The sequence below is a fragment of the Kiloniella sp. genome (assembly GCF_965205715.1).
GTDB lineage: Bacteria > Pseudomonadota > Alphaproteobacteria > Kiloniellales > Kiloniellaceae > Kiloniella.
Genome location: NZ_CBDBHW010000008.1, coordinates 68,916 through 92,500 on the forward strand (window position 1 = coordinate 68,916; position 23,585 = coordinate 92,500).

Consider the following 23,585-nt stretch of genomic DNA (forward strand, 5'->3'; position numbering starts at 1 on the left):
AATGATTGAGATCGGCGGCAAGCCCATTCTTTGGCATATTATGAAACTCTATTCTGCCCATGGAATAAATGATTTTGTCATTTGTTGCGGTTATAAAGGCTATGTAATAAAGGAATACTTTGCTAACTACTTCCTTCACATGTCTGATGTTACATTTGATATGCAATCAAACAAGATGGATGTCCATCATCAAAAGGCAGAACCTTGGCGTGTTACTCTCGTTGACACCGGCGATACAACAATGACCGGGGGGCGTTTAAAACGTGTCGCAGAATATGTCAAAGAAGAAAAAGCCTTTTGCTTTACTTATGGCGATGGGTTATCGGACATAAATATAACCAAACAAATTGAATTCCATAAAAGACATGGAAGGTTAGCGACTGTTGCTGCAGTTCAACCTCCGGGACGTTATGGGGCCCTAAAATTAAATAGTGATGAGGTTGAAGGGTTCACTGAGAAACCACGTGGTGATGGCGGTCTTATAAACGGTGGTTTTTTTGTACTTTCTCCTGAAGTTATGTCCATGATAGAAGATGACCAAACTACTTGGGAAGCAGAGCCTCTTGAAACATTAGCACATGAGGGACAACTCATGGCTTGGAAACACAATGGCTTTTGGCAAGCAATGGATACTCTACGTGACAAGAACCTACTAGAAGATCTATGGTCGAACAAAAAAGCACCTTGGAAAAAATAATTATGGCTACCCTACACCGTACAGCAGATGTATGTGCTACTGATCTAGATTTAATTCTAACAAAATGTGAGGTTGAATTTACCAGATTAGCTGGTGGTAAAATCCTAATAACTGGAGGAGCTGGTTTTTTAGGTTACTACATCGTTAAATCAATTGTTGAATTCAATCATAGGAACCCTGAAGAACTTATTGAGTTGTGGGTTTTGGACAACTTTATGCGTGGATGCCCGCCCTGGTTGAAAAAATTAGAATCTGAAAACGATATTCATTTACTTCAATATAATATCATAAAGCCTTTGCCTGCTGAATTTGCTCGTGTGGATTATATTATTCATGCAGCATCTATTGCATCACCCATTTTTTATCGATTGCACCCTATTGAAACAATGGATGCTAACGTACTGGGCGTGAGAAACTTACTGGACCAATGTCTCAACTGGAAACAGGAGGGGCACGAAGTTTCTGGTATGCTCTTCTTTTCATCCAGTGAAATTTACGGTGATCCAGCTCCTGATGCTATCCCAACATCGGAGAACTACCCTGGAATTGTCTCTTGTACTGGCCCCCGAGCTTGTTACGATGAATCTAAACGCTACGGCGAAACTCTCTGCGTTAACTTTGCTCAGGCATACGACATACCAGTAAAAATTGCTCGCCCTTTCAATAACTACGGTCCAGGCTTAAAACTTTCGGACAAGAGGGTTATTCCGGACTTTTGTCGCGATATACTTGATGGAAAAGATATCGAAATTCTCTCCAATGGCTCACCAACTCGTACATTTGCCTATGTCGCGGATGCTGTAGCTGGTTATTTTAAAGTTCTCGTCAATGGACAGGCAGGGGAGGCCTATAATATTGGAACTGTAGGGCCAGAGGTCTCTGTTTTTACACTTGCCGAGAAACTTGCCAAAATTGGCCGCAATGAGTTTAATTATCAAGGAAGGGTTGTAAGGGCAGAAAGTACCGATCCAGATTACTTAACAGATAATCCTCAACGTCGCTGTCCGAATCTCTCAAAATCTTTCAACGAGTTGGGATATGAACCAACTATTACGCTGGAAGAGGGGTTAGCGCGGACCGTCAGATGGTACGTAGAAAACCAAAACTGGAAGGAAGACCAGTGAAGGTCGCAGTAATTGGAACAGGTTATGTAGGCCTTGTTACAGGAACATGCCTTGCCGAAATTGGCTCAGAAGTTATCTGTTTAGATATGGATGAAGAAAAAGTTCGCCGAATAAACAGTGGCATGGCAACGATATATGAAAAAGGCTTACAAGATCTCCTAACAAAAAATATTGGAACCCGCTTACAAGCAACAACAGATCCTTCCTTGGCGCTTAGTTCTGCGGATATCTCTATTATAGCAGTAGGTACGCCGTTTGATGGGGAGTCTATTGATCTAGAACAAATCAAATCTGCAGCCCATACTATCGGAGAATTCCTAGGTTCAACTGAGAACTATCATGTAGTCATCGTGAAAAGCACTGTCATACCAGGAACAACAGAGAGTGTTGTTCGTTCCACCCTCGAGGCAGTATCAGGAAAGAAAGCAGGACGCGACTTTGGACTGGCAATGAATCCTGAATTCCTCCGAGAAGGTGTAGCCATTCAAGATTTTATGGAACCAGACCGGATAGTAATTGGTGGAATCGATAACAATAGTCTCGATAAAGTTGAGCAGCTTTATCAGTCATTTGAACAGCAAGGGATTCCAATTATCAGAACCTCTTGTAGCACTGCGGAAATGATCAAGTACGCAAACAATTCCCTCTTTGCCACACTGATCTCTTTCAGCAATGAAATTGGAAACCTCTGTGCCCGTCTTCCCGGCATAGATGTTTTGGATGTTATGGCTGGAGTTCACATGGATAAACGCCTTTCCCCTCGGCAACAGGACGGGACAATCATCCGCCCTAATCTATTGAGTTACTTGGCTTCAGGATGTGGTTTTGGCGGCAGCTGTTTTCCAAAAGACGTAAAAGCACTTTCGGCGCAAGCACATCAATTAGGCTTAAACCCCCAACTCCTAGACTCGGTAATCACACTTAATGCTGATCAAGTAAAAGAAATCATACGACTGACTGAACAGAAGATCAATTTGAGTAAAGGTCGTCGGGTTACCATTCTTGGCTTAGCCTTCAAGCCTGACACAGATGACATTAGGGAATCTCCTGCCATAGGTATAATTGAAGAACTATTAAAAAAAGAATGTTCAATCACTGCTTATGACCCAATGGCAATGCCTGAGTTTCGCCATAAATATGCCGATTGGGCAGTTGAATATTCATATGATCTCGAAGGAGCTATAGATCAGGCAGAGATTATCATAATCGTTACCTGTTGGGACAGTTTTGAACCACTACCCAATTTGCTGAAAGATTCCCCTCACCGCCCAATTTTTGTTGACTGTCGCCGGATGTTTAATCGCAGTGAGATTGAGAATTATATCGGTGTCGGTATTAATTCAAATTTTGAAAGTTTAAATTAGAGCTAATAGAATTTATGAATAACACACTAAATCTTCATTCAAATTATTGATGGGAACTTAGAATGAGCCTGCGCTAGCCAGAGTTTATCTGTTAAATCTTGAGCCATCTTTAAATGTATACGGAATTACAATCCTTAGAGGAAACCATTAAAATCTCTTATCGCAAGATAAGGTTCATTGTCTCTATTTACTCAATAACAATTTAAAAATATGCTTAATTTTCCTTCCGATCCCTACAATGTTGCAGCAAACTTTAGCCCATGTTCGCAAAACGAAAATTTGAGAATAGCTTGGCCTTTGTCCAGAACTGAGTTATCTCAACAAGAAATATATATTCGAATACTGGACATAAATTTTGAGGGGATCGTTATCCAATGAATTGCCGTCATTGTAGGACAAGATTACAACATACATTTCTGGATCTTGGTTTTGCACCTCCGTCCAATGCCTACCTAAATTCAAAAGATCTCAACAAGCCTGAAACCTATTTTCCACTAAGAATTTTTGTGTGTGATCAATGCTGGTTAGTACAGACAGAAGATTTCACTCAGGCAGATCAACTCTTCAAGGCCGATTATGCTTATTTCTCTAGCACCTCTTCTGGGTGGTTAAGGCACGCAGCCTCTTACTCAAAAAAAATGATAAAAGAGTTGGCCCTCTCGAATAATAGTTATGTTATTGAGGTTGCATCAAACGACGGCTATCTGCTAACGAACTTTGTTCAAGCGGATATTCCTTGCCTGGGAATCGAACCAACAGCAAGTACTGCTATTGCTGCTGAAAAGCTAGGCATTCCTGTACTACAAGAATTCTTTGGCGAAGCTTTGGCAAAGAAACTCTCTGATGATGGGAAGCAAGCTGATCTTATTGCCGGAAACAACGTTTTTGCTCATGTCCCTGACATCAACGATTTTACCCTTGGTCTGAAAGCTGCCCTGAAAGAAGGCGGAACGATAACACTCGAGTTCCCACATTTAATGCGCTTGATTGAGCAAACACAGTTCGATACAGTCTACCACGAGCACTTTTCCTACCTTTCCCTCTATACTGTTTCCCGCATTTTTGAAAGTGCCGGGTTACGGGTTTATGACGTAGAGCAACTCTCAACCCATGGCGGCAGCCTCCGAGTGTATGGGTGCCACGAAACAGATACGCGTCAAGGCACCGCTGCATTAGGTGCTATTTTACTTAAAGAAGAAACGCAGGGTTTACGCAAACTAGAGACCTATCAGGGCTTTCAGGGTTGCGCGGACAAAGTGAAGGATGAGCTGCTCTCCTTCTTAATAGAGCAAAAGCGAGCTGGTAAAACGGTCGTCGCCTACGGAGCTGCAGCCAAAGGGAATACATTACTTAACTACGCAGGTGTGAAACCTGATCTCTTATCTTTTGTCTGCGATGCTGCCGAATCAAAGCAGGGCAAGTTTATGCCGGGAAGTCACATTCCGATCCTACCACCATCAACCTTGCTTGAGGCACAACCCGATTATGTCTTGATATTGCCCTGGAATATTGCCGCCGAGGTTAGGGCGCAAAATGCAACTTTGGCTGAGCAGGGTATAAAATTTGTAACTGCGGTTCCTGAGTTAGTGATAGCATGACCGGAATGATTCTACTTACAGGGGCAACGGGATTTGTTGGCAGGCAAGTGCTTAAATCTTTAGCTCAAAAAGGGAAAAAAATCCGTGCGGTGGTCCGCGAGGGAAGTCAGTATTCGTTTTTGGATTACCCTGCTGTTGTTGACGTAGTTACGACTGCAGATCTTTTTTCTGAAAATACCGAGTGGTGGTCTAGTACCTGTGCGGGCATAGATACTGTAATTCACGTAGCCTGGTACGTAGAACCTGGTCTTTATCTCCAATCTGAGAAAAATCTGAATTGCCTGATCGGAACTTTAATCATGGCAAAAGGGGCCATAAAAGCAGGCGTACGGCGTTTTATTGGTGTTGGTACTTGTTTTGAATATGACCTCACCGCTGGTGTTCTGTCTACGGACACAGCTTTACGACCTTTAACACCATATGCTGGCACGAAAGCGGCTACCTATTCTTCCCTTTCGCAAGTCTTACCTCAAGACGGCGTAGAGTTCGTTTGGTGTCGCCTCTTCTATTTATATGGAGAAGGTGAGGATGAGCGGCGTTTGGTTCCACATCTCCATACCCAACTCTCCGCAAATCAATCGGCTAAACTAACAAGCGGCAAACAAATTCGTTATTTTCTAGATGTCAACGATGCCGGCGTGATGCTTGTTGAGGCCGCTTTGGGATCCGTGCAAGGAGCAGTGAATATCTGCTCTGGAATTCCAATTACTGTACGCCAGTTGGCAGAAAAAATAGCTGACGAATATGGGCGTAGGGATTTACTTCAGTTTGGTGAACGCCCTGACAATCTTATGGATCCACTATGTGTGGTTGGTGTTCAATGATAAATAATAAAATGCAGCCCCTGTGATGCGGCTCCTGCTATAATTCCGCTTTTTTTAAGCAACTTGAGTATGAGTGAATTCAGTTATTTTTGATTGGATTCACTGTATAATAAACCCGGGCTATCTTGTATTGTCACCCGGCGATTTGATTGGATTTGATCATGAACGACTTTCAACAAGAGACAGCTGATCGCATTGCAGCTAACCCTGAAGACGAGCAACTCTGCAAAAGCGCAGAAAATTTTATGCTAGCTTCAACGGCACCAAAATATTCCTATAATTATTCCTGTTTGGGGCGCCCAATTATTCAATACCCACAAGATATGGTCGCCATGCAGGAATTAATCTGGTCGATCAAGCCTGACCTTATTATCGAGGCTGGTATTGCACACGGAGGTTCTTTAATTCTTAGTGCATCCATGCTTGCACAACTAGACATTTGTGAGGCAATAGAAGCGGGGGAGACAATTGATCCTAATATTTCTCGGAGAAAAGTCTTAGGCATCGATATTGACATTCGCGCACACAATCGCGCCGCTATCGAAGCACATCCAATGACCTCACGCATTGAAATGTTCGAGGGATCTAGCATTGACACCGATATAATTGACCGGGTTCATGCATTTGCAAGAAATTATGAGCGAGTTTTGGTATGTCTGGATAGTAACCATACCCATGATCATGTACTCGCTGAATTAGAGGCCTATGCGCCTTTAACTAGTATTGGAAGTTATTGTGTAGTCTTTGATACAATCATTGAAGATTTACCGAAAGAATCGTTCCCTGATCGTCCTTGGGGACCTGGTGACAATCCCAAGACAGCTGTATGGGAATATTTGAAATCACACCCTGAATTTGAAATTAACAAAAGTATTCAAAATAAATTGCTAATCACAGTAGCCGAAGATGGTTATCTGAAAAGGGTTTCGGAATAGATTTGCATGCTTGATTCAGATACCAAAGTCATCGCACCAACTGTTTCAATTGGTGTGGTTGTCTACAACGGTGAGGCCTCCTTAGCAGAAGCACTTGAATCTCTACTAGCTCAGACTTTCACTGACTTTGAAATCATTGTTTCGGACAATGCTTCATCAGATAGAACAGCTAATATTTGTAAAGCCTATTGTGAAAGAGACAGTAGAATTCGTTATATTCGACAAATTGAAAATTTGGGTGCAACCCGAAATTTTCAATTTGTATTAGAGCGGGCTCGTGGCCGTTATTTTATGTGGGCTGCTGCCGATGATATCCGATCTCCAGATTTCCTAAAAGACAACGTACAATTTTTAGAGGAGCATACTGACTATGTCGCTTCTACGAGCCCGAATTGTTACAAGGGACAGGAGCACCTCAATCACGAGTGGGTTTATTTTAGCCTTGAGGAGGAAAGTGCTGAGGAACGATTCCTGCAATTTTTTCAACACTGCTGGCAATCGCACGCGATTTTTTACTCTCTTATGCGGTCAGAGATTGCAAAAAATTGTTCCGAAGTAGCAGAATCGTTTATTGCAGCGGATTGGGCATTTAATCTGTACCTTTTAAGTCATGGAAAAATTTATAGAACTCATAAAGGATTGACCGTGCTGGGAGTTAACGGGGTCAGTAGTCAACCAAGAGCTTATCAAAAATTTAGAAATTATTACATCGAGCTATTTATACCTTTTTACCGCTTAGGTGGATATACTCTACAGTACTCAAAAGGGTTTTCGGCTAAAACCCGCATTACTTTACTACTCATTCTGTTCAAACTGAACCTTAGGGCGGTTATGGATCAATGCCACGCAAATCTATATCGTTTTTACCGTAAGTGTCGCACAGTAAAGCACCAATCTATCAATTCGGAGTGACTCCTTGGGGCCATTGAAAACGCTAAAAAGACTGCTACAAAACCAGTTGGCACAGTCAAATGCCCGCTTGGAGCTCTATGCAGAACGCCAAATAATTTTGCAAGCTCAATATTTGATCACAAATCATAAGCATCTTAATAAATTAACAAAACTCCAAGACGTCGAATTTTGCGCTTTCTCTCAGTGGGGGGAAGATGGAATCATAAATTGGCTTGTCGACCAACTACCGGAAATTGAACCGACCTTTGTTGAATTTGGAGTTGGGGACTATCGTGAGTCAAATACCCGGTTGTTGTTGCAATTAAGAAATTGGCGAGGCCTTGTCATTGACGGTTCTTCTGAACACATCTCAGACATTCAAGGTCAAGAGCTTTACTGGCGGCACGATCTCGAAGCAAAACAGGCTTTCATTACAAAAGACAATATCAACCAGCTCATTAGTGAAGCCGGATTTACCGATGAAATTGGTTTGTTGTCGGTTGATATCGACGGTAATGACTATTGGGTGTGGAAAGCAATTGACACTATAAGTCCAGCAATTGTTGTTTGTGAGTATAATGCGGTCTTTGGAGATAAACACCAGCTGACAGTTCCTTATCGCAAAGACTTTCTTCGTTCTAAAGCACATCATTCGCATTTATACTTTGGAGCGTCACTGCCCGCCATGATCTCTCTCGGAGAGGAAAAAGGCTACAAGTTTGTCGGGACAACATCTTCTGGCTGTAATGCTTTTTTTGTACGTGAGGACCTCGCTGATAATATTCTAAGATCCATTGATGGTATCTGGACGTTTCCTTCAACAGCGCGAGAAGCCCGCGATGCCGAGGGTAAGCTCCTCTTCCTTGGTGGAACAAAGCGTGTCGAATTAATCAAGCACCTTCCCATCGTCGACCTTGAGATGAACTCTAATCATGAAAAGAAACTCCCAACCCTGAATGCAAAAGGTGAATTATATTCAGAAAATTGGCGCTCTGGCAAAGGTGAACTCATTGAAGATTTCCTTTGATCAACAGGTGTTTCTTCTCCAAGAGTACGGGGGAATTTCACGCTATTTTTGCAGTTTAGCTAAAGAGTTAAATCAAAAATCCGACTTAGATACACGCGTGATTGCCCCACTCCATTTCAATCGAAATTTATCTACACTGAAAGGTGTCCTTGGTGCTGGGTGTTTGATGCCCAAGCTACATCCCAAATTGATGCGCATTGCTATGGAAACAAGTAAATACGCGGCAAGGTACGCCATCAAAAAATTCGCACCGGATATCCTGCACGAAACTTATTTTACATGTGATGACTATCAGCCCAACGGTACAAAACGTGTTCTAACCGTGTATGACTTCATCCATGAGCGCTACGCCGACTTGTTTGAACACAGCCATATGACTTCAGGCCCCAAAAAAGCTGCTGCTTTGCGAGCCGATCATGTGATCTCCATATCAGAAAGCACGCGCCGAGATTTGATTGAATACTGCGGTGTCCCCGAAGATAAAATATCAGTTACCTACCTTGCTGCTGATGAATGTTTTCGGCTTGAAAACATTGTATCGGATCCAGAACTTAAGATTACCGCCCCCTATGTTCTTTTCGTAGGTAGCCGCGGTGGCTATAAAAACTTTGAGGGCCTTGTCCAAGCCTTTTCCTGCTCAAGCCGTTTAAAAGCCGACTTTGATATCATTTGCTTTGGAGGCGGCCCCCTCAATAAAAAAGAGATCAATCTCATATCTGAATGCGGATTACGCTCGGATCAGGTAATCCATATTGGAGGCGCAGACTCTATACTGGCCCAACTCTATCGCGATGCAGCTGCCTTTGTTTATCCTTCCATGTATGAAGGATTTGGCATCCCTCCCCTAGAGGCAATGGCTGCAGGGTGTCCTGTTGTTTCCAGCAATACGAGCTCTCTCCCCGAAGTGGTCGGACAAGCGGGCGAATATTTTGACCCGAATAACAGCGAGACCATGAAAGAGGCAATGGAGCATGTGCTCTACTCAGAAACACGGCGTAAAGAGCTGATCACACTTGGACACCGGCAAGAAGCCAAATTCAGTTGGGAAAAGTGTGCAAATGAAACCCTCACTATTTATAGGAACTTGATATGAAACGGGCCTTGATTTGTGGTGTCTCGGGGCAAGATGGTGCCTATCTAGCACAACTACTGCTCTCCAAGGGCTATCAAGTCTGGGGAACGTCACGGGATGCACAGGTTTCAACTTTTTCAAACCTCGAACGCTTGGGCATCCGGCAGGAAATCAATGTCCTTTCTATGGCACAAAGTGATTTCCGCAGTGTACTCAATACACTGACACGCTCAGATCCAGACGAAATTTATTTCCTCTCAGGGCAGAGTTCAGTCGGCCTATCCTTTGATCAACCTGCAGAAAGCATTGAAAGCATCACTGTCGGAACACTCAATTTGCTGGAAGCTGTGAGATTTCTTGGCAAGGAAATCCGCGTTTATCATGCAAGTTCAAGCGACTGTTTCGGCGATGTCGCCCCCGATGATAAGGCTAACGAATTATCACCATTTCGTCCGCGGAGCCCCTACGGTGTGGCCAAGGCCTCTGCGCATTGGCTTGTTGCCAATTACAGGGAAGCCTACGGATTATTTTGTTGCAACGGCATCCTTTTTAATCACGAGTCCCCTCTCCGACCTGCTCGTTTTGTCACCAGAAAGATCGTTTCAACCGCCTGTCGGATCGCCACAGGCTCGCCAGAAAAACTTGTCTTGGGTAGGCTTGATATTGCCCGGGATTGGGGATGGTCTCCAGATTTTGTAGATGCTATGTGGCGTATGTTACAACAAGAGAAACCCGACGATTATATAATTGCTACAGGTCAAACACACTCTCTTGAAGAATTCGTTTCCCGAGTGTTTACCTGTTTGGACTTAAACTATAAAGATCACATCACTTCTGATACGTCTTTTTTCCGTCCAACCGAAATCCTTCACAGTGCTGGCAATCCTTTAAAGGCCAGTCAAGTTTTAGACTGGAAGGCTTCAGTGTTATTTGATGAGTTGATTGAGAATCTTGTAAAAGCAGAACAGTCAACAATCAGCACATCCAACTAAACGGGTTGCTCCGGAGATAAACTTGTCCCTACTTACAATCATAACTGTAACTTGGAATTGCGCAACGACACTTGAAAAAACTTTGCGTTCTGTCCAAGACATAAAAAATGAAACTATTGAATACATAATCATCGACGGAGTATCCGATGATGGGACCCTGGACCTGATTTCTCAATACGCCTCCCTCGTTGACCAAATGGTTTCAGAACCTGATACAGGTATTTATAATGCGATGAACAAAGGAGTTTCCCTTGCGAAGGGGGAATACATCCTTTTTATCAACGGAGATGACGAACTTGTTTCGGAGGGGTTTCCTTCGGTACTACAAGTTCTCAAACAAGGGAAAGCAGATATTGTTTGCGGTACAACGCTTGTCGGTTCTGTCAACGCACCTACCGAGGTTCTGACAGCTCAACCCTTGCGGTTACCTTTTTTCAACACAGTGCCACACCCTTCTTCATTTACCCGGACCGCTTTACTCAAAGCTACTCCATTCCGCGAAGATTTACGTATTGCCTCTGACTACGATTTTTTCCTGGGTGCCTATTTGAGGCGCAAGCACTTTCAAATTTTACCGGCTGTTACCGCTTTGCATCAAAGAGGGGGAGCATCAGGAGACCAGGACTTATCCGAAACTGAAATCGAACAAATCCGACACGACCAATTAGGCTGGCGTTATCCTTTATATAATACAGTCGGCTACTTATATCGCAGCCTTAAAAACTTGACCCGGCAACCCAAACCATGAGTTCTCAAAATCAAGCTGTTGTCGTCGGATTGTCCGGAGGTTTGGGCAATCAGATTTTCCAATACGCGGCAGGACGGGCGCTTTCTTTGAGATTAGGCGCTCCTTTAAAGTTGGATACTTCATGGTTTGCAGGCCAAGAAAGCAGGTCTTTTGCCCTTAGCAACTTTGCTGTTGCAGGAGAGATCTGCCCCCATAGCCCCCTTCCCTCCCATTGGTTGAAATCTTTTGAAAGCAAAATTTCTCGCCGGTTTGGCAAATCTCGTATGGGAGCCAAAATATTTCGCGAACCTCATTTTCATTTTTGTTCAATTTTCGAAGACTTATCCACGCCCGTATTTTTAGAAGGCTATTGGCAAAGCCAACGCTACTTCCAAAGCATCACCACCCAAATACAAGATGATTTGGCTTTAGTCGGCCGAGCCCCCTCCTCCTGCCAAGCAATGCTCGAAACAATTAGATCATCGCAATCTATCTGTATGCACATCCGACGGGGAGACTATGTTTCCAGCGCCATAACCGCGAAAACACATGGGACTTGCTCTCAGGATTATTATATCAAAGGTATCAACCATCTGATTGAAGGTATGCAAGCGCCCCATTGTTTCATTTTCTCAGACGATCCAGAGTGGGTTCGCGATAACATTACCCTGCCATGCGCGAAGACTGTTGTGGATATAAATAGCGGAGAGGACGCTCATTGGGATTTATTTCTAATGTCTTCCTGCGATCACTTTTTAATCGCGAACAGTTCCCTGAGTTGGTGGGGCGCTTGGTTAGGAAGAAATAAGAATAAACGCGTCATTGCCCCCCGCAAGTGGTTCTTAGATTCTGATAAAAACACTAACGATTTAATCCCGCAAGAATGGGAACGCATTTAGATTAGTCCAAACATATTTTGCTCGTAAAATCATAATGAAAATACTGCTCACTACTCCGACCTATCCTCCCTTTAACAGTGGGCTCGGTAACGCTGTCCAACAACAGGCTATTGCCCTTGCATCCCAGGGTACAGAGGTGGTGATAGCAACAAACGTTAGTCACAAAGGCCGAGGAGCGAACACTGACAAGGGAATCCTCATCAAGGAATTCCCTATCTCAGGTGCGAACAGCCTTCTCTCTCCCCTTAAGGGAGACATCAAGAGTTATCTGAGCTTCCTTCAAAACGGTGCGTTTGACGTCATTATCATGAACGCCTGGCAAAACTGGGCTACCGATATTGTCTTATTAAATACCGACACTATTCCTGGAAAAAAATATCTCTACAGCCACTGTATCTCGACAAATGTTTTTATGCGTCCTCAACCCTTCCGCTCAATAATACGCTACCTTTGCTGGCGCCCTTATTGGTGGAAACTCAGGAGTTTTATCAACAAGCTGGATGGCATCATTTTTCTCGCGAGTGATGGCGATGATTCTCGTTTTGATGATATGAAGATCGCACGAAAAACTGGTGCGGATATTCATATCATACCCAATAGTTTATCCAAAGAAGCCATCGATGTGCTAGTAAAACCTTCGCCTGGTATATCTAGTAGAAATCAGCTGATCAGTGTTGGTTCATACCAATGGCAAAAGGGATTCGACTTTGTTTTACGAGCCTATGCAAAATCAACTGCAAAAAATAAAATTCCCCTAAAGTTTTTTGGACAAGAGCACTCTGAATTCTCCGAGAAATTAAAAAATCTTGCTGACCACCTTCAGATCGACCGAAATTACATCCACTTTCAAGTTGGTGTATCGGGTAGAGATCTTCTTGATGAATACCGAAATTCCCACCTTTTTATTTCTGGTTCTCATACCGAATGCCAACCTCTTGTCTTGCTGGATGCCAACGCAACGGGAACCCCATTCATCGCCCGAAAAACAGGGTGTATTTCAAAAATGGCCGGGGGTGTTGCCGTTCAATCAATCAAAGAGGCGGCGCAACAAATTGATACTCTATTATCGGATCAGTTAAAGTGGTCAGAGCTCCATCATGCGGGACGTTCTGCGGCTAGTAACAACTATCACCCCCAAAATACGATCACATCGCTTTTAAAGCTTATCACCCACTCCACATAACAAAACGAACTTACTTGTAAGAGCAAGAGACCATAATGACCTCATCTACCACCCCCCTCCTGACGATTGCTCTACCTGTGTACAATGGCGGAAATACTCTACGTGTAGCCGTTCAATCAATCCTCGACCAAACCTTCACGGATTGGGAGCTCTATATTATCGACGACGGGTCTAGCGATGGGGCAGTTGAAGCACTCCCCCAATCTTCAGATCCAAGAATACACGTCCTTCGTGATGGTAATAACAAGGGGTTGTCTTCACGGTTGAACGAAGCGGTCCAAATGGCTCAGGGGACTTATTTTGCACGCATGGATCATGATGACATTTGTCATCCCGAACGCTTCTCCAAGCAAATCACCTATCTAAAGTCTAACCACGATGTCGACTTGCTAGGTGCTTTTTGCATCACAATAAATGAACAAAGCCAAATTGTTGGAACCCTGCCGACGGCTATAACGCATGAGCAAATATGTAAAAAACCCTGGCTTGGCTTTTACCTGCCTCACCCGACCTGGTGTGGTAAGATCGAATGGTTCCGTGCAAACTCTTACAAACATAACCCAGCTCCTTATTGTTGTGAGGATCAAGAATTATTGTTACGCGCTTATTCAACCAGCCGTTATCATGCTCTGCCTATGAATTTATTAGCCTATCGCGTTAGAACGAATACACCAATGAAGAGATTATGGCGCAACCGTTGGGCTTGGTGTAAAGAACAAGTGAATTATTTTAAAGCACATCAGAAAAAACGCCTTATTGCACTAACATGCTTAGCTGCAATTGCTCGGATATCAAATGATCTCATGAAGAAATTTCTTTTCGCAATCCGACGCAAAGCCCCTCAAAAAAATTCACACCGAGTTTCTGCCACGGAGTACGATTTCTGGGAGACAAGAATTGCTGATCTTGAATAAAGTCAGTAATGTTCAATAGAATTTACACCAACGCCACTGTCTCGCTTCTTGCCTGCTTTAATCGCCAATTAATAAGTGAAAACACAGGCATATAATGCAAAAAATTTTACCTCGCACGCTCAGTCATAAATTAGGGCTTCCTATTTTCTTTTTTTTGCTGCCAACGATTAGTGTATTTTCCAGCAACGCACTTGTTCCTTTGACAGTTATCGCCGGAGTAACCCTAGCGTTACATGACTACTTTCGCTACAGATCGATCCCTCGCCCGTCAAAACAAACACTTGTACTCGCAGGATTATTTTTTGGATGGGCTTTCCTCAGTTGGTTTTGGAGTATTAATCCAGAGGGCACATTAAAGGTCACTTCCCGTTTATTAGCTTTATCTGTTTGTGGCTGGCTTTTTGTTCAAGCCATAGATCATCGTTCTCAAGAAATTAAAAATCGGATCGCCAAATATTTTTTGTACGGCTTGGTGCTTGGCGCGGCTGCCTTAATTATCGAAGCACAATTCGATGCTCCCATAACCCGCCTGGCCAAGGGATTATCTGACGACGAGTTTTTGAACTTATCTCGCTTGAACAGGGGCACGACATTTATAACTATCTCTGGCTGGATTTGTTTGGCACTCTACGCCCAACAGATCCCAAAGCTTGTATTCCCACTACTCGTTGCAGGCTTACTTGGTATCTTAATGTTAGCCCATAGCGAAAGCACCCTAATCTCTATGGGACTATCCATTGTGTGGGCTGTCGTTTTCTACGCTTTCAATAAGTGGTCGCATCATCTTCTAAAATATATTCTTGCCCTAAGTATTCTCATGATGCCTCTGATAACCACCCTTACGGCTCCACTTGGAGAACCTGAGAATTCTTACAATCTCCATACTAGCGCGCACCATAGATTTTTCATATGGGGTTTTGTCTCCGATAAAATCCTCGAAGCGCCTCTAATTGGTGCTGGCATGGATGCCAGTCGTGTTTATCCCAATACAGAAGAGGAAGTCTACAAAAGGATAAGGTCCGACGGATACATAACAGGCGCAGGGGATCGCGTTATATCACTCCACCCTCATAATGCCCCTTTGCAAATTTGGCTCGAGCTTGGTCTGATAGGAGCTATCTTCGCGGCACTCTGCGTCCTCAATATATTAAATTGGGGTAACTTGTTTCCACATGATAATGCATTGAGGAATATATCCATTCAAGCAGCTATAATAACAACTATTCTCATGACTATGTTGGGGTATGGGATCTGGCAAAACAAATGGTTTGTTATGTTTTACCTTTTCAGCGCCCTCATCGCACTGTTACCTGGGCGGGGAAAAGGCTAACGTTTAATCGGATCGAAGCGAAATGGATTACACTGAAAACAAATCATTTTTTGGAGCTGTAAGAGCGAACCGAGGCAGAAAAATAAAAACTTAACCTTCCTGATTGATGGCGCCCCTTAAAGACCGGATACTTAAGGAGCAGATCTCAACGATCAAAATATCGCTCCTGATCAACTACCGACTTATTGATTCACATACTCTAGGTAAGAATTAGCTTTTAGCACCATATATAAACGCCCAAAAGCCCCCACAGCCTTTTACAAACTGAAGGGCTTTCTATTTGTTGCGGGGGCATACAAGTACCCGGAATGAAATTTTGGGTTCAAGAAATATTTAATCCCCCCATAACCTTTTAACTACATTCAGAACCAAAGATATAGCCGATCCCACGGACGGTTCTGATGATCTCTGGCTTGGTAGGGTTCCTTTCTATTTTTTTACGTAGACGAGATATTCTAAGGTCAATGGATCGATCAAAAGGCTCCCAACCTCGGTCGTGAGCTTGTTCCAATAATTGATCCCGGTTAAGGACCCGCCCTTCGTTGACTGAAAACACCCTGAGCAAACTGTATTCCATTGCCGTTATTGGGACTTCAATTTTATCCGGACCGACCAACTGGGCGCTTTCGAGATCTAGATAAAAATCGCCAAAGGCTACTCTGTTGGATAGCCCCTCTTCATTAGCGGGCTCGACATTCGCTTCCGTTGGACGTCGACGTAGAGTTGCCTTTATTCGCGCCTCTAGCTCACGAAGATCAACCGGCTTTCCTAGATAATCGTCGGCTCCCATCTCCAGGCCAACGATACGATCCACAACTTCTGAGGCGGCTGTTAGCATAATTACCGGCACATCATGATGTTTTCGCAGCTCCGTAAGTGCTGTGAGACCGTCTTGCCCTGGCATATTGATATCAAGGATTACCAACTCAATTTCTTCACTTGCCAATGTCGTGTGCAAGGTGCGCGCATTACTGGCCTCTCTAACTGGATAGCCCTTATCTTCAAGATATTCACAGACCATTTCTCTTAAATGAGGCTCATCATCACAAACGAGGATTGTCGCGTTCGACTTATCCATTAGTCCTGCCCCCCTGCTTCCAGAGTTCTTCGACAAAATTTACTAACTCATCCGGCGCCACTGGTTTTTCTATATAACGTTGATCTGAGTTTTCAAAAAACTCTGCAACCCGTGGGCTCATAGTATCACCCGTTACGAAGCCAACTCGACTGACAAGCTCAGGCTTGATAGATCGTATGGCCTCTAAAAACTCCACACCGCCCATGCTTGGCATTTTCACATCACTTAAGACGATATCGACTTGTTCTTTCTCGGCACTTCTCCGCTTTGTTGAGTAGAAAAAGATGCCGACCGCCAAGTAACCTGTTGATATGTATGGTTTCTGATAACTTTACATAGAGCAGGTATATGACAATCAACATCTCGCAGCATATTTTAGGCCTCAAAGGGCAACGTGTAAATGAAATTAAACTGGATGACGGCGGTGTTAAGATTGTCATTCACTGCAGCCGAGACGCGCGTAGGAGGGCTATAGACCCTGCTACAGGCCAGAAGGGAAGCATCAACCAGCATGTCCGCCGACAAGTAAACGACATCCCCCTTTTTGGGTATCCTTGTGTGGTCGAGATTGAGCTGGCGCAGGTTTATATTAACAAGGGCGAACGCCGCATTGAGGGGTGTGATTTTGTTGATAAAGGGTGCCGTTTCACTCACCGATTTTGCCGACTGATCAGTGGATTATGTCGGCATATGTCTATTCAAGCGGTTTCCAGACATTTGGATATACGATGGGAAACGGTCAAGAATATCGACAGGGCATACCTTATTGAAACTCTCCCTACGCTTGATCCTGCAGAGCTAACTGGCTTGGAATATATTGGTGTAGATGAAGTTGCCCGGGCGAAAGGTCATGACTACATGACGGTGGTCTACGATATGGTTGGCGGTCATCTGATCTGGGTTGAAGCAGGCCGAACTGCCGAGGTTTTTTCAAGGTTTTTGAAACAACTGCAACCAGATACAGCCTGCAAAATAAAGGCCGTAGCGATGGATATGGGGCCTGCCTACCAAAAGGCTGTCAGAGAGTCCTTGCCGTTGGCCGACATAGTATTTGACCGTTTCCACGTCATGAAAAACTACAGCAAAGCTATCCATAATCAGCGTCGACTTGAGTTCAGAAAGGCCGATCCAAGTGGTAAAGAGTTGATGAAAGGGACACATTATCTGTTGCTCAAAAATGCGGATAAGTTGAGTGAAAAACAAAGTGACAAGCTGCAAAGGTTGCTGGAGAGCAATAGCAACCTGAATGCACTTTACGTCTTGAAAGAACAGCTTCAGCTGCTGTGGAGTTGTTCAGCGACAATAACCTTGGCCGGTTGCGACAACCACCTTGGCCGGTGGATCTGATCATTAAAAAGGGCGTGCCCGTTTGATAATCAGATCCACCGGCCAAGGCTTAATTTGGTGTTAGTTACAAGCTGCTGTGAGTTGATAAATTAGGAACCTCTAGATGTAATTGGAGGAACCTGTTTGCCGTATAAATTTATCACAGATGAACAACTGAGACTTTACATGACAGATATAAAAACTCATGGTCAACGAACCGCCGCTGCCCGCGCAGGGTTTAGCGAACGCACGGCCCGCCGATTTGACGTTGATGCGACTTTACCGTCACAACGCAATATAAAGCGAGGGCGAACAGTTTCTGATCCGCTTGAAGATATCTGGGATAAGGACATCCTTCCCATTTTGGATAAAGACAACTCGGTCAAACCCATTACTTTGTTGCGCCACATACAGAGCCTCTATCCGCTCCGTTTTCCCGATGACCGTGTCAAGCGCACGTTAGAGCGCCGAGTTCGGGGATGGCGGGCTCTGAATGGCCCTGAAAAGGATATCATTTTCAGGCAAACACCTGAGCCGGGTTACATGGGCCAATCAGATTTCACGGATGCAGCCGACTTAAGTATTACCATTGCAGGAGATCCTTTGGTGCATCGGCTCTATCATTTTGTTCTGGTATATAGCCGATGGGAACATGTTGGGGTCGTACTTGGCGGTGAGAGTTTTACAGCCCTTGCGGAGAACTTACAAAATGCGCTTTGGTCCTTGGGGGGCGCTCCTGAAAACCACCGGACCGACAGCCTGTCTGCGGCCTTTCGGAATTTGAGCGTTGAGGAAAAGGAGGACATTACCAAACGTTATTCTGCTTTTGTTGAGCACTACGGTATGGAGGCCAGTCGAAATAACAGAGGGGAATCACACGAGAACGGTGCCATTGAATCTCACCACGGTCACCTTAAGACTGCGATAAAGCAGGCCCTGATTTTGCGTGGCAGTAATGACTTTGACACTTTGGATGAGTATCGGCGATTTTTGGACGAGCTGATTGCTAGACGGAACAAACATCGTGACCAAGATATCCAAACAGAGTTGAAATCTCTCAAGGCGTTACCTCCTCGGCGAACAACAGATTACACTGAAGTCGTGTCGAGAGTTACCAAAACAAGTGGTTTTTTAGTTAAGCAGGTTTTTTATAGCGCCCCTTCTCGCCTAATTGGTCAACGCTTGCGTGTCCATATTTACGATAACCGGATAGAAGCCTATCTAGGCAGCACTCATGTCGTCAGCCATTCTCGTGAGCGGGGGCACGGCAAAGGCCCCCGCATTCATGTTATCAATTATCATCACGTCATTCATGCTCTCAAACGTAAACCTCAGGCACTCGCCAATTCTATTTATCGTGACAGTATTTTTCCAAGAACCGAGTACTCCCTGGCCTGGACATTGTTTCAGAAAAAGTTGTCCCGCAGAGATGCGTGTCGTCAGATGGTTGGGATACTTTTCCTTGCGCACGAAGAGGCTTGTGAGGCCGAAGTCGCGCACCTGATTTCGAGAGAAATCAATGCAGGAAGGCTACCTTGCGCAAAAAAACTTAAGCTGAATATCACAAAAAAGAACACGGATTTACCTCCTGATATTCCCGTGGTTCAACCTTCATTATCAGTCTTTGATACTCTGTTGGAGGATCGGGCATGACAAACATTGAAGTGGATCAGCACAAGCTGCCTCTTATGCTAACTGACTTACGATTACCCAGCTTTCACAAACACTGGCAAGATATCGCAATCCAATCCGACAAGGAGGGCTGGTCAGCAGCCAGGTTCCTTGCCGTTTTGGCCGAATATGAATTGGCCGAAAGGGACACGCGACGCATTCAACGCCATCTCAACGCATCAAACCTGCTGGGCGGAAAAACTCTGGCCACTTTTAACTTCAAGCGGCTGCCTAACGTGAAAAAGGCGCAGGTCGAAGCCTTGTCTGCCGGTGACTGGATTGACGCAAGAGCAAATCTGATTGCCATTGGAAATTCAGGGGGAGGAAAAACTCATCTCCTATGCGCCGTAGGTTATGCTCTTATAGAGGCTGGATACCGTGTGCTCTATACGCAAACCAGTGATCTGGTGCAAAAACTCCAGGCTGCCAGACGTGAACTTATGCTCGAAAACGCCCTCGCAAAACTCGATAAATTTGATCTCATCATTCTCGATGATATTACCTATGCACAAAGGGATATATCTGAAACATCCGTGCTCTTTGAATTGATCGCCAGACGATATGAGTACCGAAGTATTGCAATTGCTGCCAATCAACCTTTTAGCGGATGGGACAATATTTTTCAAGATAAGGCCATGACCGTTGCAGCAATCGATCGTCTTGTTCACCACTCAACCATTCTTGAGATGAATATCGACAGCTACAGACAATGGGAAGCCGCCCAAAATCTCAAAAAAATGTTGCGGAAAACCACAAACAAAAAGGTGAAAAATATGCCTGAAGCATCGTAAATAAACGTCAGATCACAGCCGCATCAAAAGCGGCCAAGGTGGTTGACGCAACCGGACAAAGTGGTTGACGCTCTACATGGAGTGCCGCTTCATTTGAGGCGATGGCGGAGCAACTGGAACGTTGGTGCCTGATAGCAGATCAGTCACAGATGCTCTATCTAAAAAAGTTCGCGAAATCCCTACGGAAACATTGTGTGGGCATCTGCAACTACGCCAAACACAAGCTCACAAGCGCCAGGATAGAGGCTGGTAATGTCAGTATAGGAATGATCCGTAAGCGAGCCAGAGGCATCAAGGATACCGAATACTTCAAACTCAAAATTAGACAATCATCCATTCCAGATAATCAATCTATGCTCTATTTGAAATCCTAAATCTACTCAACAAAGCGGAGAAGTGCCAAATGTATCATCAAGAAATACAGGACCTTCCTCGAACAAACGATGTTCCAAAGAGATAGCTACCGCATCACTGCCATCTTTTGGCGCATCTCCATCATCGCCATCTTGATCGAACAAAGCATGTGCATACTGGGCTTTCAGCCGGGTTCGTTGCTGGCCAAATCCTTTATCCATGATAAATCCCCATCCGGAACCAGTCGCTACACTATCCAGGTCAGAGACACCAATACCACTTCCCTCGCCCATCCCGTCATAATACATGCCTGTTAACTGTAGAGCGTCGATATCAGTTGAAAATGGCTTTGCTGTAAGGCTTAATCCTTTCAAGCGATCTTCGGTATTGTTTAGACCTGTGAAATCTGACGCGCCAGATACAGATTGCGTCCCAAAGGCAAAGCCCTGCGCAGCAATCCTGCTGTCACTTGTCCCAATGCGTGCTGATACACCACGCCTATAAAAATTGGATACGAGTAAGCTTTCCAGTCCTGTATCATGATGCCCAAGAGTAAAACCGCCCTCAACAGTTTCCCCGGAATAATTTGCGGAAATGTCATACTCACCGATATCAACAGGATGATTAGTCTGTGCATGATCCACGTCGCTTTGAACGAGATAGTTCGAATGTCCATCTATCGTCCACTTTCCAGAAGCAAACCCCGCGTTAACATCTCCACTTCCCGATAATACTGCCTCGTTAGTCCCATCACCTATGTTTTGTTTAGCAATGCGCCTGCTGAATTCAGTCAACGTGTCTGCTCGAAAATAAGCCGAACGAAGCAGCCTTTCAGCCATTTCAATCTCTGTAGTATCTTCAGTCAAGTTCTCCAGACCAGGAGAACTTGAAGTGGCAATAGCAAAGGACCACTGCTGTTTCTCCAAAGAAGAACCATCGGGATTTAGAACAATTAATTTTACAACATGTTCCCCCTCACTCAATGCGTGGGGAGGTTTATAGATAAAATCAGTTCCCTCTAGGGATAGCAGTGAAGTGACATCGATGCCATCTAGTTCAATACCAAGTGTCGTTAAGGTAACGATGTCCAGATCATCTGGTAGATCAATGAACAATTGTGTTTCTGTGGTATCAGGTGGCGTAAATCCCGCAGACCAGTCCGCAAGTACCGGTGATGAGAAACAAAAAGGCAAACCAAGAGTGATCAGACAGCCCCTTAGTTTGGATATAAGATTTAAACTGTTTGATATTAACACGTTCCAACACCCCCAAAGTCGAAACTCTTCAGCCTCGCTACCTGGATAGATTATATTAACGGGTAATCAGGACAAGAAATCTAACGTATCAATTGTATCAGAGCCCATACATCAGACTATGATTGCACCTGAATACTTTGGTAGCAGAGCTCAAATTTTACCCTACTACCAAAGATCACTACTTGTTAGATTAATTTGTAACGGGTGCCCGCAAACGTTTGGGCTGATTGCCTACCGGGTCTTTTTTACAAGCGGACCTCTGGTCGGCTTCATCCCCAAAACAGGTTTCATAGTTGGTTTATTTGTATCTTCCTGGCCTTGATAACCACCTAAACCAGGAGAGGTAATAATATTCACTTGTGGCGTACAGCGATGCTTGAAAATTGCCGTTCCATAATCTTTCCACGCTCCATAATTATCGCTGTTTTGATCTTTAATTTGCGCTTTAATTGTAAGCGAGTGGTTGTATGTCTTATTAATAGTTTTCCACCATTTAAATTGATCTTGATCCATTTTTTCAATCAACGGATAATTGAAATCAAGAAATCTATTCATTTGATCTGCCGAATTATAGCTCGTTTGATTAGAAGTGAAGATCACAAAATTCCCCTCTTCCTCACCAATTTTAAATCGAATGCTACCTTTACCAGTACCACTGTAATTTACACGAATTTTAGGATTTGAATCTGGTAAGCATTTTCCAATATGATGCGGCATATTCGGTTGAAAATCCGCCTTGGATAACTGGAGTGGTAAATTTTGATTTAATTGATTAGGTAAGTTTCCACCTAATTGTGCATTTAAAATTGGTTTGTCCGTAATGTCAGGATCACCTTCATATTTCACTTGAATAGTGAAGTTTTGAGTTTCAAAACCAGCCTTAGATGGAGTAAAGCCTGGTGAAACGTATTTCGAGCACCATCCAGCCACAGAGACAGGTCTCTGCAACACAATTTCCTGATTTTTTTTGTAAAAATCTGCCTTCGTTCCACCACCTTGTAGATGTACTTGTAATTTTTTATTGATTTCTTCCAGCGCATCAACACGTAACGCCGGATGGCCATTTTTAATTTGATTCAAAGGAACGGTAAATGTCTCATCACCGTTGGTTCCTTCGGTAACCCATTTCCCCAGACCAATTCGAGTTTTATTACTAACATTGTAATTACTTTTATAAAGCGCCGCATTATCATTGATATCTTCAACAAACATACTTAGAGGACCAAAGTAAATTTTAGCCTCTTTAAAATCGATCTGTTTATCATTACCACACTGTACAAATCCATTGGCTTGAATCTTAATGGATGATTCTTGTACTTGTAATTTAACTTGGCTGGCCAATTTATTTACCGAAGTGTTTTTAACGTGAATGACCGCCGCCAATCCCGGGAAACTTAGATCCACATTCTGAACGTATTCAGAATTCCCACTTGATGCTGCGTGAGTGATAGTTACGAACATTGTGCTCATGCCAATAGTTAATGCGCTCGCACTCCATAATAACGATTTTAGTTTACTCATTACGATCTCCA

23 protein-coding genes and 1 pseudogene are annotated in these 23,585 nt (G+C 43.9%); 19 read left to right on the forward strand and 5 right to left on the reverse strand.

Annotation, left to right across the window (positions count from 1 at the left end; translation table 11 throughout):
- Nucleotide 1 precedes the first annotated feature (1 nt).
- From rfbF to ACOGW3_RS08830, 15 genes are all read left to right on the forward strand, one after another.
- A complete protein-coding gene (rfbF, locus tag ACOGW3_RS08760; protein WP_419902622.1) occupies nucleotides 2-697 on the forward strand; it encodes a glucose-1-phosphate cytidylyltransferase in 696 nt (231 codons plus the stop codon).
- Nucleotides 664-1,821, forward strand: coding sequence for an NAD-dependent epimerase/dehydratase family protein (locus tag ACOGW3_RS08765; RefSeq protein ID WP_419902623.1), 1,158 nt, complete (start codon nucleotides 664-666; stop codon nucleotides 1,819-1,821). The genes rfbF and ACOGW3_RS08765 overlap by 34 nt, the downstream gene beginning before the upstream one ends.
- Nucleotides 1,782-3,185 carry a UDP-glucose dehydrogenase family protein gene (locus ACOGW3_RS08770; protein WP_419902624.1) on the forward strand — a complete coding sequence of 468 codons (1,404 nt, stop codon included), beginning with the start codon at nucleotides 1,782-1,784 and terminating at the stop codon, nucleotides 3,183-3,185. Before ACOGW3_RS08765 ends, ACOGW3_RS08770 begins: the two co-directional genes overlap by 40 nt.
- A gap of 374 nt (nucleotides 3,186-3,559) precedes the next feature.
- The gene (locus tag ACOGW3_RS08775) at nucleotides 3,560-4,783 is read left to right on the forward strand and encodes a methyltransferase domain-containing protein (protein ID WP_419902625.1); all 1,224 of its coding nucleotides are present in this window, start codon (nucleotides 3,560-3,562) and stop codon (nucleotides 4,781-4,783) included.
- Nucleotides 4,780-5,607 carry an NAD-dependent epimerase/dehydratase family protein gene (locus ACOGW3_RS08780; RefSeq protein WP_419902626.1) on the forward strand — a complete coding sequence of 276 codons (828 nt, stop codon included), beginning with the start codon at nucleotides 4,780-4,782 and terminating at the stop codon, nucleotides 5,605-5,607. The genes ACOGW3_RS08775 and ACOGW3_RS08780 overlap by 4 nt, the downstream gene beginning before the upstream one ends.
- Before the next feature lie 161 nt (nucleotides 5,608-5,768).
- Complete coding sequence (locus tag ACOGW3_RS08785) at nucleotides 5,769-6,542, forward strand: cephalosporin hydroxylase family protein (RefSeq protein WP_419902627.1); 774 nt, start codon at nucleotides 5,769-5,771, stop codon at nucleotides 6,540-6,542.
- Between the two features lie 6 nt (nucleotides 6,543-6,548).
- The gene (locus tag ACOGW3_RS08790) at nucleotides 6,549-7,454 is read left to right on the forward strand and encodes a glycosyltransferase family 2 protein (protein ID WP_419902628.1); all 906 of its coding nucleotides are present in this window, start codon (nucleotides 6,549-6,551) and stop codon (nucleotides 7,452-7,454) included.
- A 4-nt stretch (nucleotides 7,455-7,458) separates the two neighbouring features.
- Entirely contained in the window at nucleotides 7,459-8,460 is a 1,002-nt protein-coding gene (locus ACOGW3_RS08795) for a hypothetical protein (RefSeq protein WP_419902629.1), read from the forward strand.
- Complete coding sequence (locus ACOGW3_RS08800; RefSeq protein ID WP_419902630.1) at nucleotides 8,444-9,553, forward strand: glycosyltransferase family 4 protein; 1,110 nt, start codon at nucleotides 8,444-8,446, stop codon at nucleotides 9,551-9,553. The genes ACOGW3_RS08795 and ACOGW3_RS08800 overlap by 17 nt, the downstream gene beginning before the upstream one ends.
- Nucleotides 9,550-10,524, forward strand: a complete 975-nt coding sequence (locus ACOGW3_RS08805; protein WP_419902631.1) for a GDP-mannose 4,6-dehydratase — start codon at nucleotides 9,550-9,552, stop codon at nucleotides 10,522-10,524. Before ACOGW3_RS08800 ends, ACOGW3_RS08805 begins: the two co-directional genes overlap by 4 nt.
- Nucleotides 10,525-10,546: 22 nt before the next feature.
- Complete coding sequence (locus ACOGW3_RS08810; RefSeq protein ID WP_419902632.1) at nucleotides 10,547-11,272, forward strand: glycosyltransferase family 2 protein; 726 nt, start codon at nucleotides 10,547-10,549, stop codon at nucleotides 11,270-11,272.
- Entirely contained in the window at nucleotides 11,269-12,150 is an 882-nt protein-coding gene (locus ACOGW3_RS08815; protein WP_419902633.1) for an alpha-1,2-fucosyltransferase, read from the forward strand. The genes ACOGW3_RS08810 and ACOGW3_RS08815 overlap by 4 nt, the downstream gene beginning before the upstream one ends.
- 136 nt (nucleotides 12,151-12,286) lie before the next feature.
- Nucleotides 12,287-13,333: a glycosyltransferase family 4 protein gene (locus tag ACOGW3_RS08820; protein ID WP_419902634.1), complete on the forward strand. Its 1,047-nt coding sequence runs from the start codon at nucleotides 12,287-12,289 to the stop codon at nucleotides 13,331-13,333.
- 35 nt (nucleotides 13,334-13,368) lie between these two features.
- Complete coding sequence (locus ACOGW3_RS08825; protein ID WP_419902635.1) at nucleotides 13,369-14,247, forward strand: glycosyltransferase family 2 protein; 879 nt, start codon at nucleotides 13,369-13,371, stop codon at nucleotides 14,245-14,247.
- A 94-nt stretch (nucleotides 14,248-14,341) separates the two neighbouring features.
- The gene (locus ACOGW3_RS08830; protein ID WP_419902636.1) at nucleotides 14,342-15,577 is read left to right on the forward strand and encodes an O-antigen ligase family protein; all 1,236 of its coding nucleotides are present in this window, start codon (nucleotides 14,342-14,344) and stop codon (nucleotides 15,575-15,577) included.
- Nucleotides 15,578-15,929: 352 nt separating this feature from the next.
- Here ACOGW3_RS08830 and ACOGW3_RS08835 read toward each other — a convergent pair whose 3' ends face one another.
- The 3 genes from ACOGW3_RS08835 to ACOGW3_RS08845 are packed head-to-tail and all read right to left on the reverse strand — an operon-like array spanning nucleotide 15,930 to nucleotide 17,017.
- Nucleotides 15,930-16,655, reverse strand: a complete 726-nt coding sequence (locus ACOGW3_RS08835; protein ID WP_419902637.1) for a response regulator — start codon at nucleotides 16,653-16,655, stop codon at nucleotides 15,930-15,932.
- Entirely contained in the window at nucleotides 16,648-16,869 is a 222-nt protein-coding gene (locus ACOGW3_RS08840) for a hypothetical protein (RefSeq protein ID WP_419902638.1), read from the reverse strand. The genes ACOGW3_RS08835 and ACOGW3_RS08840 overlap by 8 nt, the downstream gene beginning before the upstream one ends.
- A gap of 7 nt (nucleotides 16,870-16,876) precedes the next feature.
- Complete coding sequence (locus ACOGW3_RS08845) at nucleotides 16,877-17,017, reverse strand: hypothetical protein (protein ID WP_419902639.1); 141 nt, start codon at nucleotides 17,015-17,017, stop codon at nucleotides 16,877-16,879.
- Here ACOGW3_RS08845 and ACOGW3_RS08850 point away from each other — a divergent pair.
- The 4 genes and pseudogenes from ACOGW3_RS08850 to ACOGW3_RS08865 form a co-directional block, all read left to right on the forward strand.
- The gene (locus ACOGW3_RS08850) at nucleotides 17,004-18,002 is read left to right on the forward strand and encodes an ISL3 family transposase (RefSeq protein ID WP_419902640.1); all 999 of its coding nucleotides are present in this window, start codon (nucleotides 17,004-17,006) and stop codon (nucleotides 18,000-18,002) included. The two genes, ACOGW3_RS08845 and ACOGW3_RS08850, sit on opposite strands and share 14 nt — an antisense overlap.
- A 123-nt stretch (nucleotides 18,003-18,125) precedes the next feature.
- Nucleotides 18,126-19,634 (forward strand): IS21 family transposase, encoded by a 1,509-nt coding sequence (gene istA, locus ACOGW3_RS08855; protein ID WP_419902641.1) that lies wholly within the window; start codon nucleotides 18,126-18,128, stop codon nucleotides 19,632-19,634.
- On the forward strand, nucleotides 19,631-20,443 hold the full coding sequence (gene istB / locus ACOGW3_RS08860; RefSeq protein WP_419901088.1) for an IS21-like element helper ATPase IstB: 813 nt from the start codon (nucleotides 19,631-19,633) through the stop codon (nucleotides 20,441-20,443). The genes istA and istB overlap by 4 nt, the downstream gene beginning before the upstream one ends.
- An 86-nt stretch (nucleotides 20,444-20,529) precedes the next feature.
- Nucleotides 20,530-20,817: pseudogene (locus tag ACOGW3_RS08865) on the forward strand (transposase); the annotation flags it as partial.
- Between the two features lie 6 nt (nucleotides 20,818-20,823).
- Here the strand turns inward: ACOGW3_RS08865 and ACOGW3_RS08870 are convergent.
- Together ACOGW3_RS08870 and ACOGW3_RS08875 are read right to left on the reverse strand one after the other, a co-directional pair.
- Nucleotides 20,824-22,053: a hypothetical protein gene (locus tag ACOGW3_RS08870; RefSeq protein WP_419902642.1), complete on the reverse strand. Its 1,230-nt coding sequence runs from the start codon at nucleotides 22,051-22,053 to the stop codon at nucleotides 20,824-20,826.
- A gap of 231 nt (nucleotides 22,054-22,284) precedes the next feature.
- The gene (locus ACOGW3_RS08875; protein ID WP_419902643.1) at nucleotides 22,285-23,574 is read right to left on the reverse strand and encodes a hypothetical protein; all 1,290 of its coding nucleotides are present in this window, start codon (nucleotides 23,572-23,574) and stop codon (nucleotides 22,285-22,287) included.
- Between the last annotated feature and the right edge of the window lie 11 nt (nucleotides 23,575-23,585).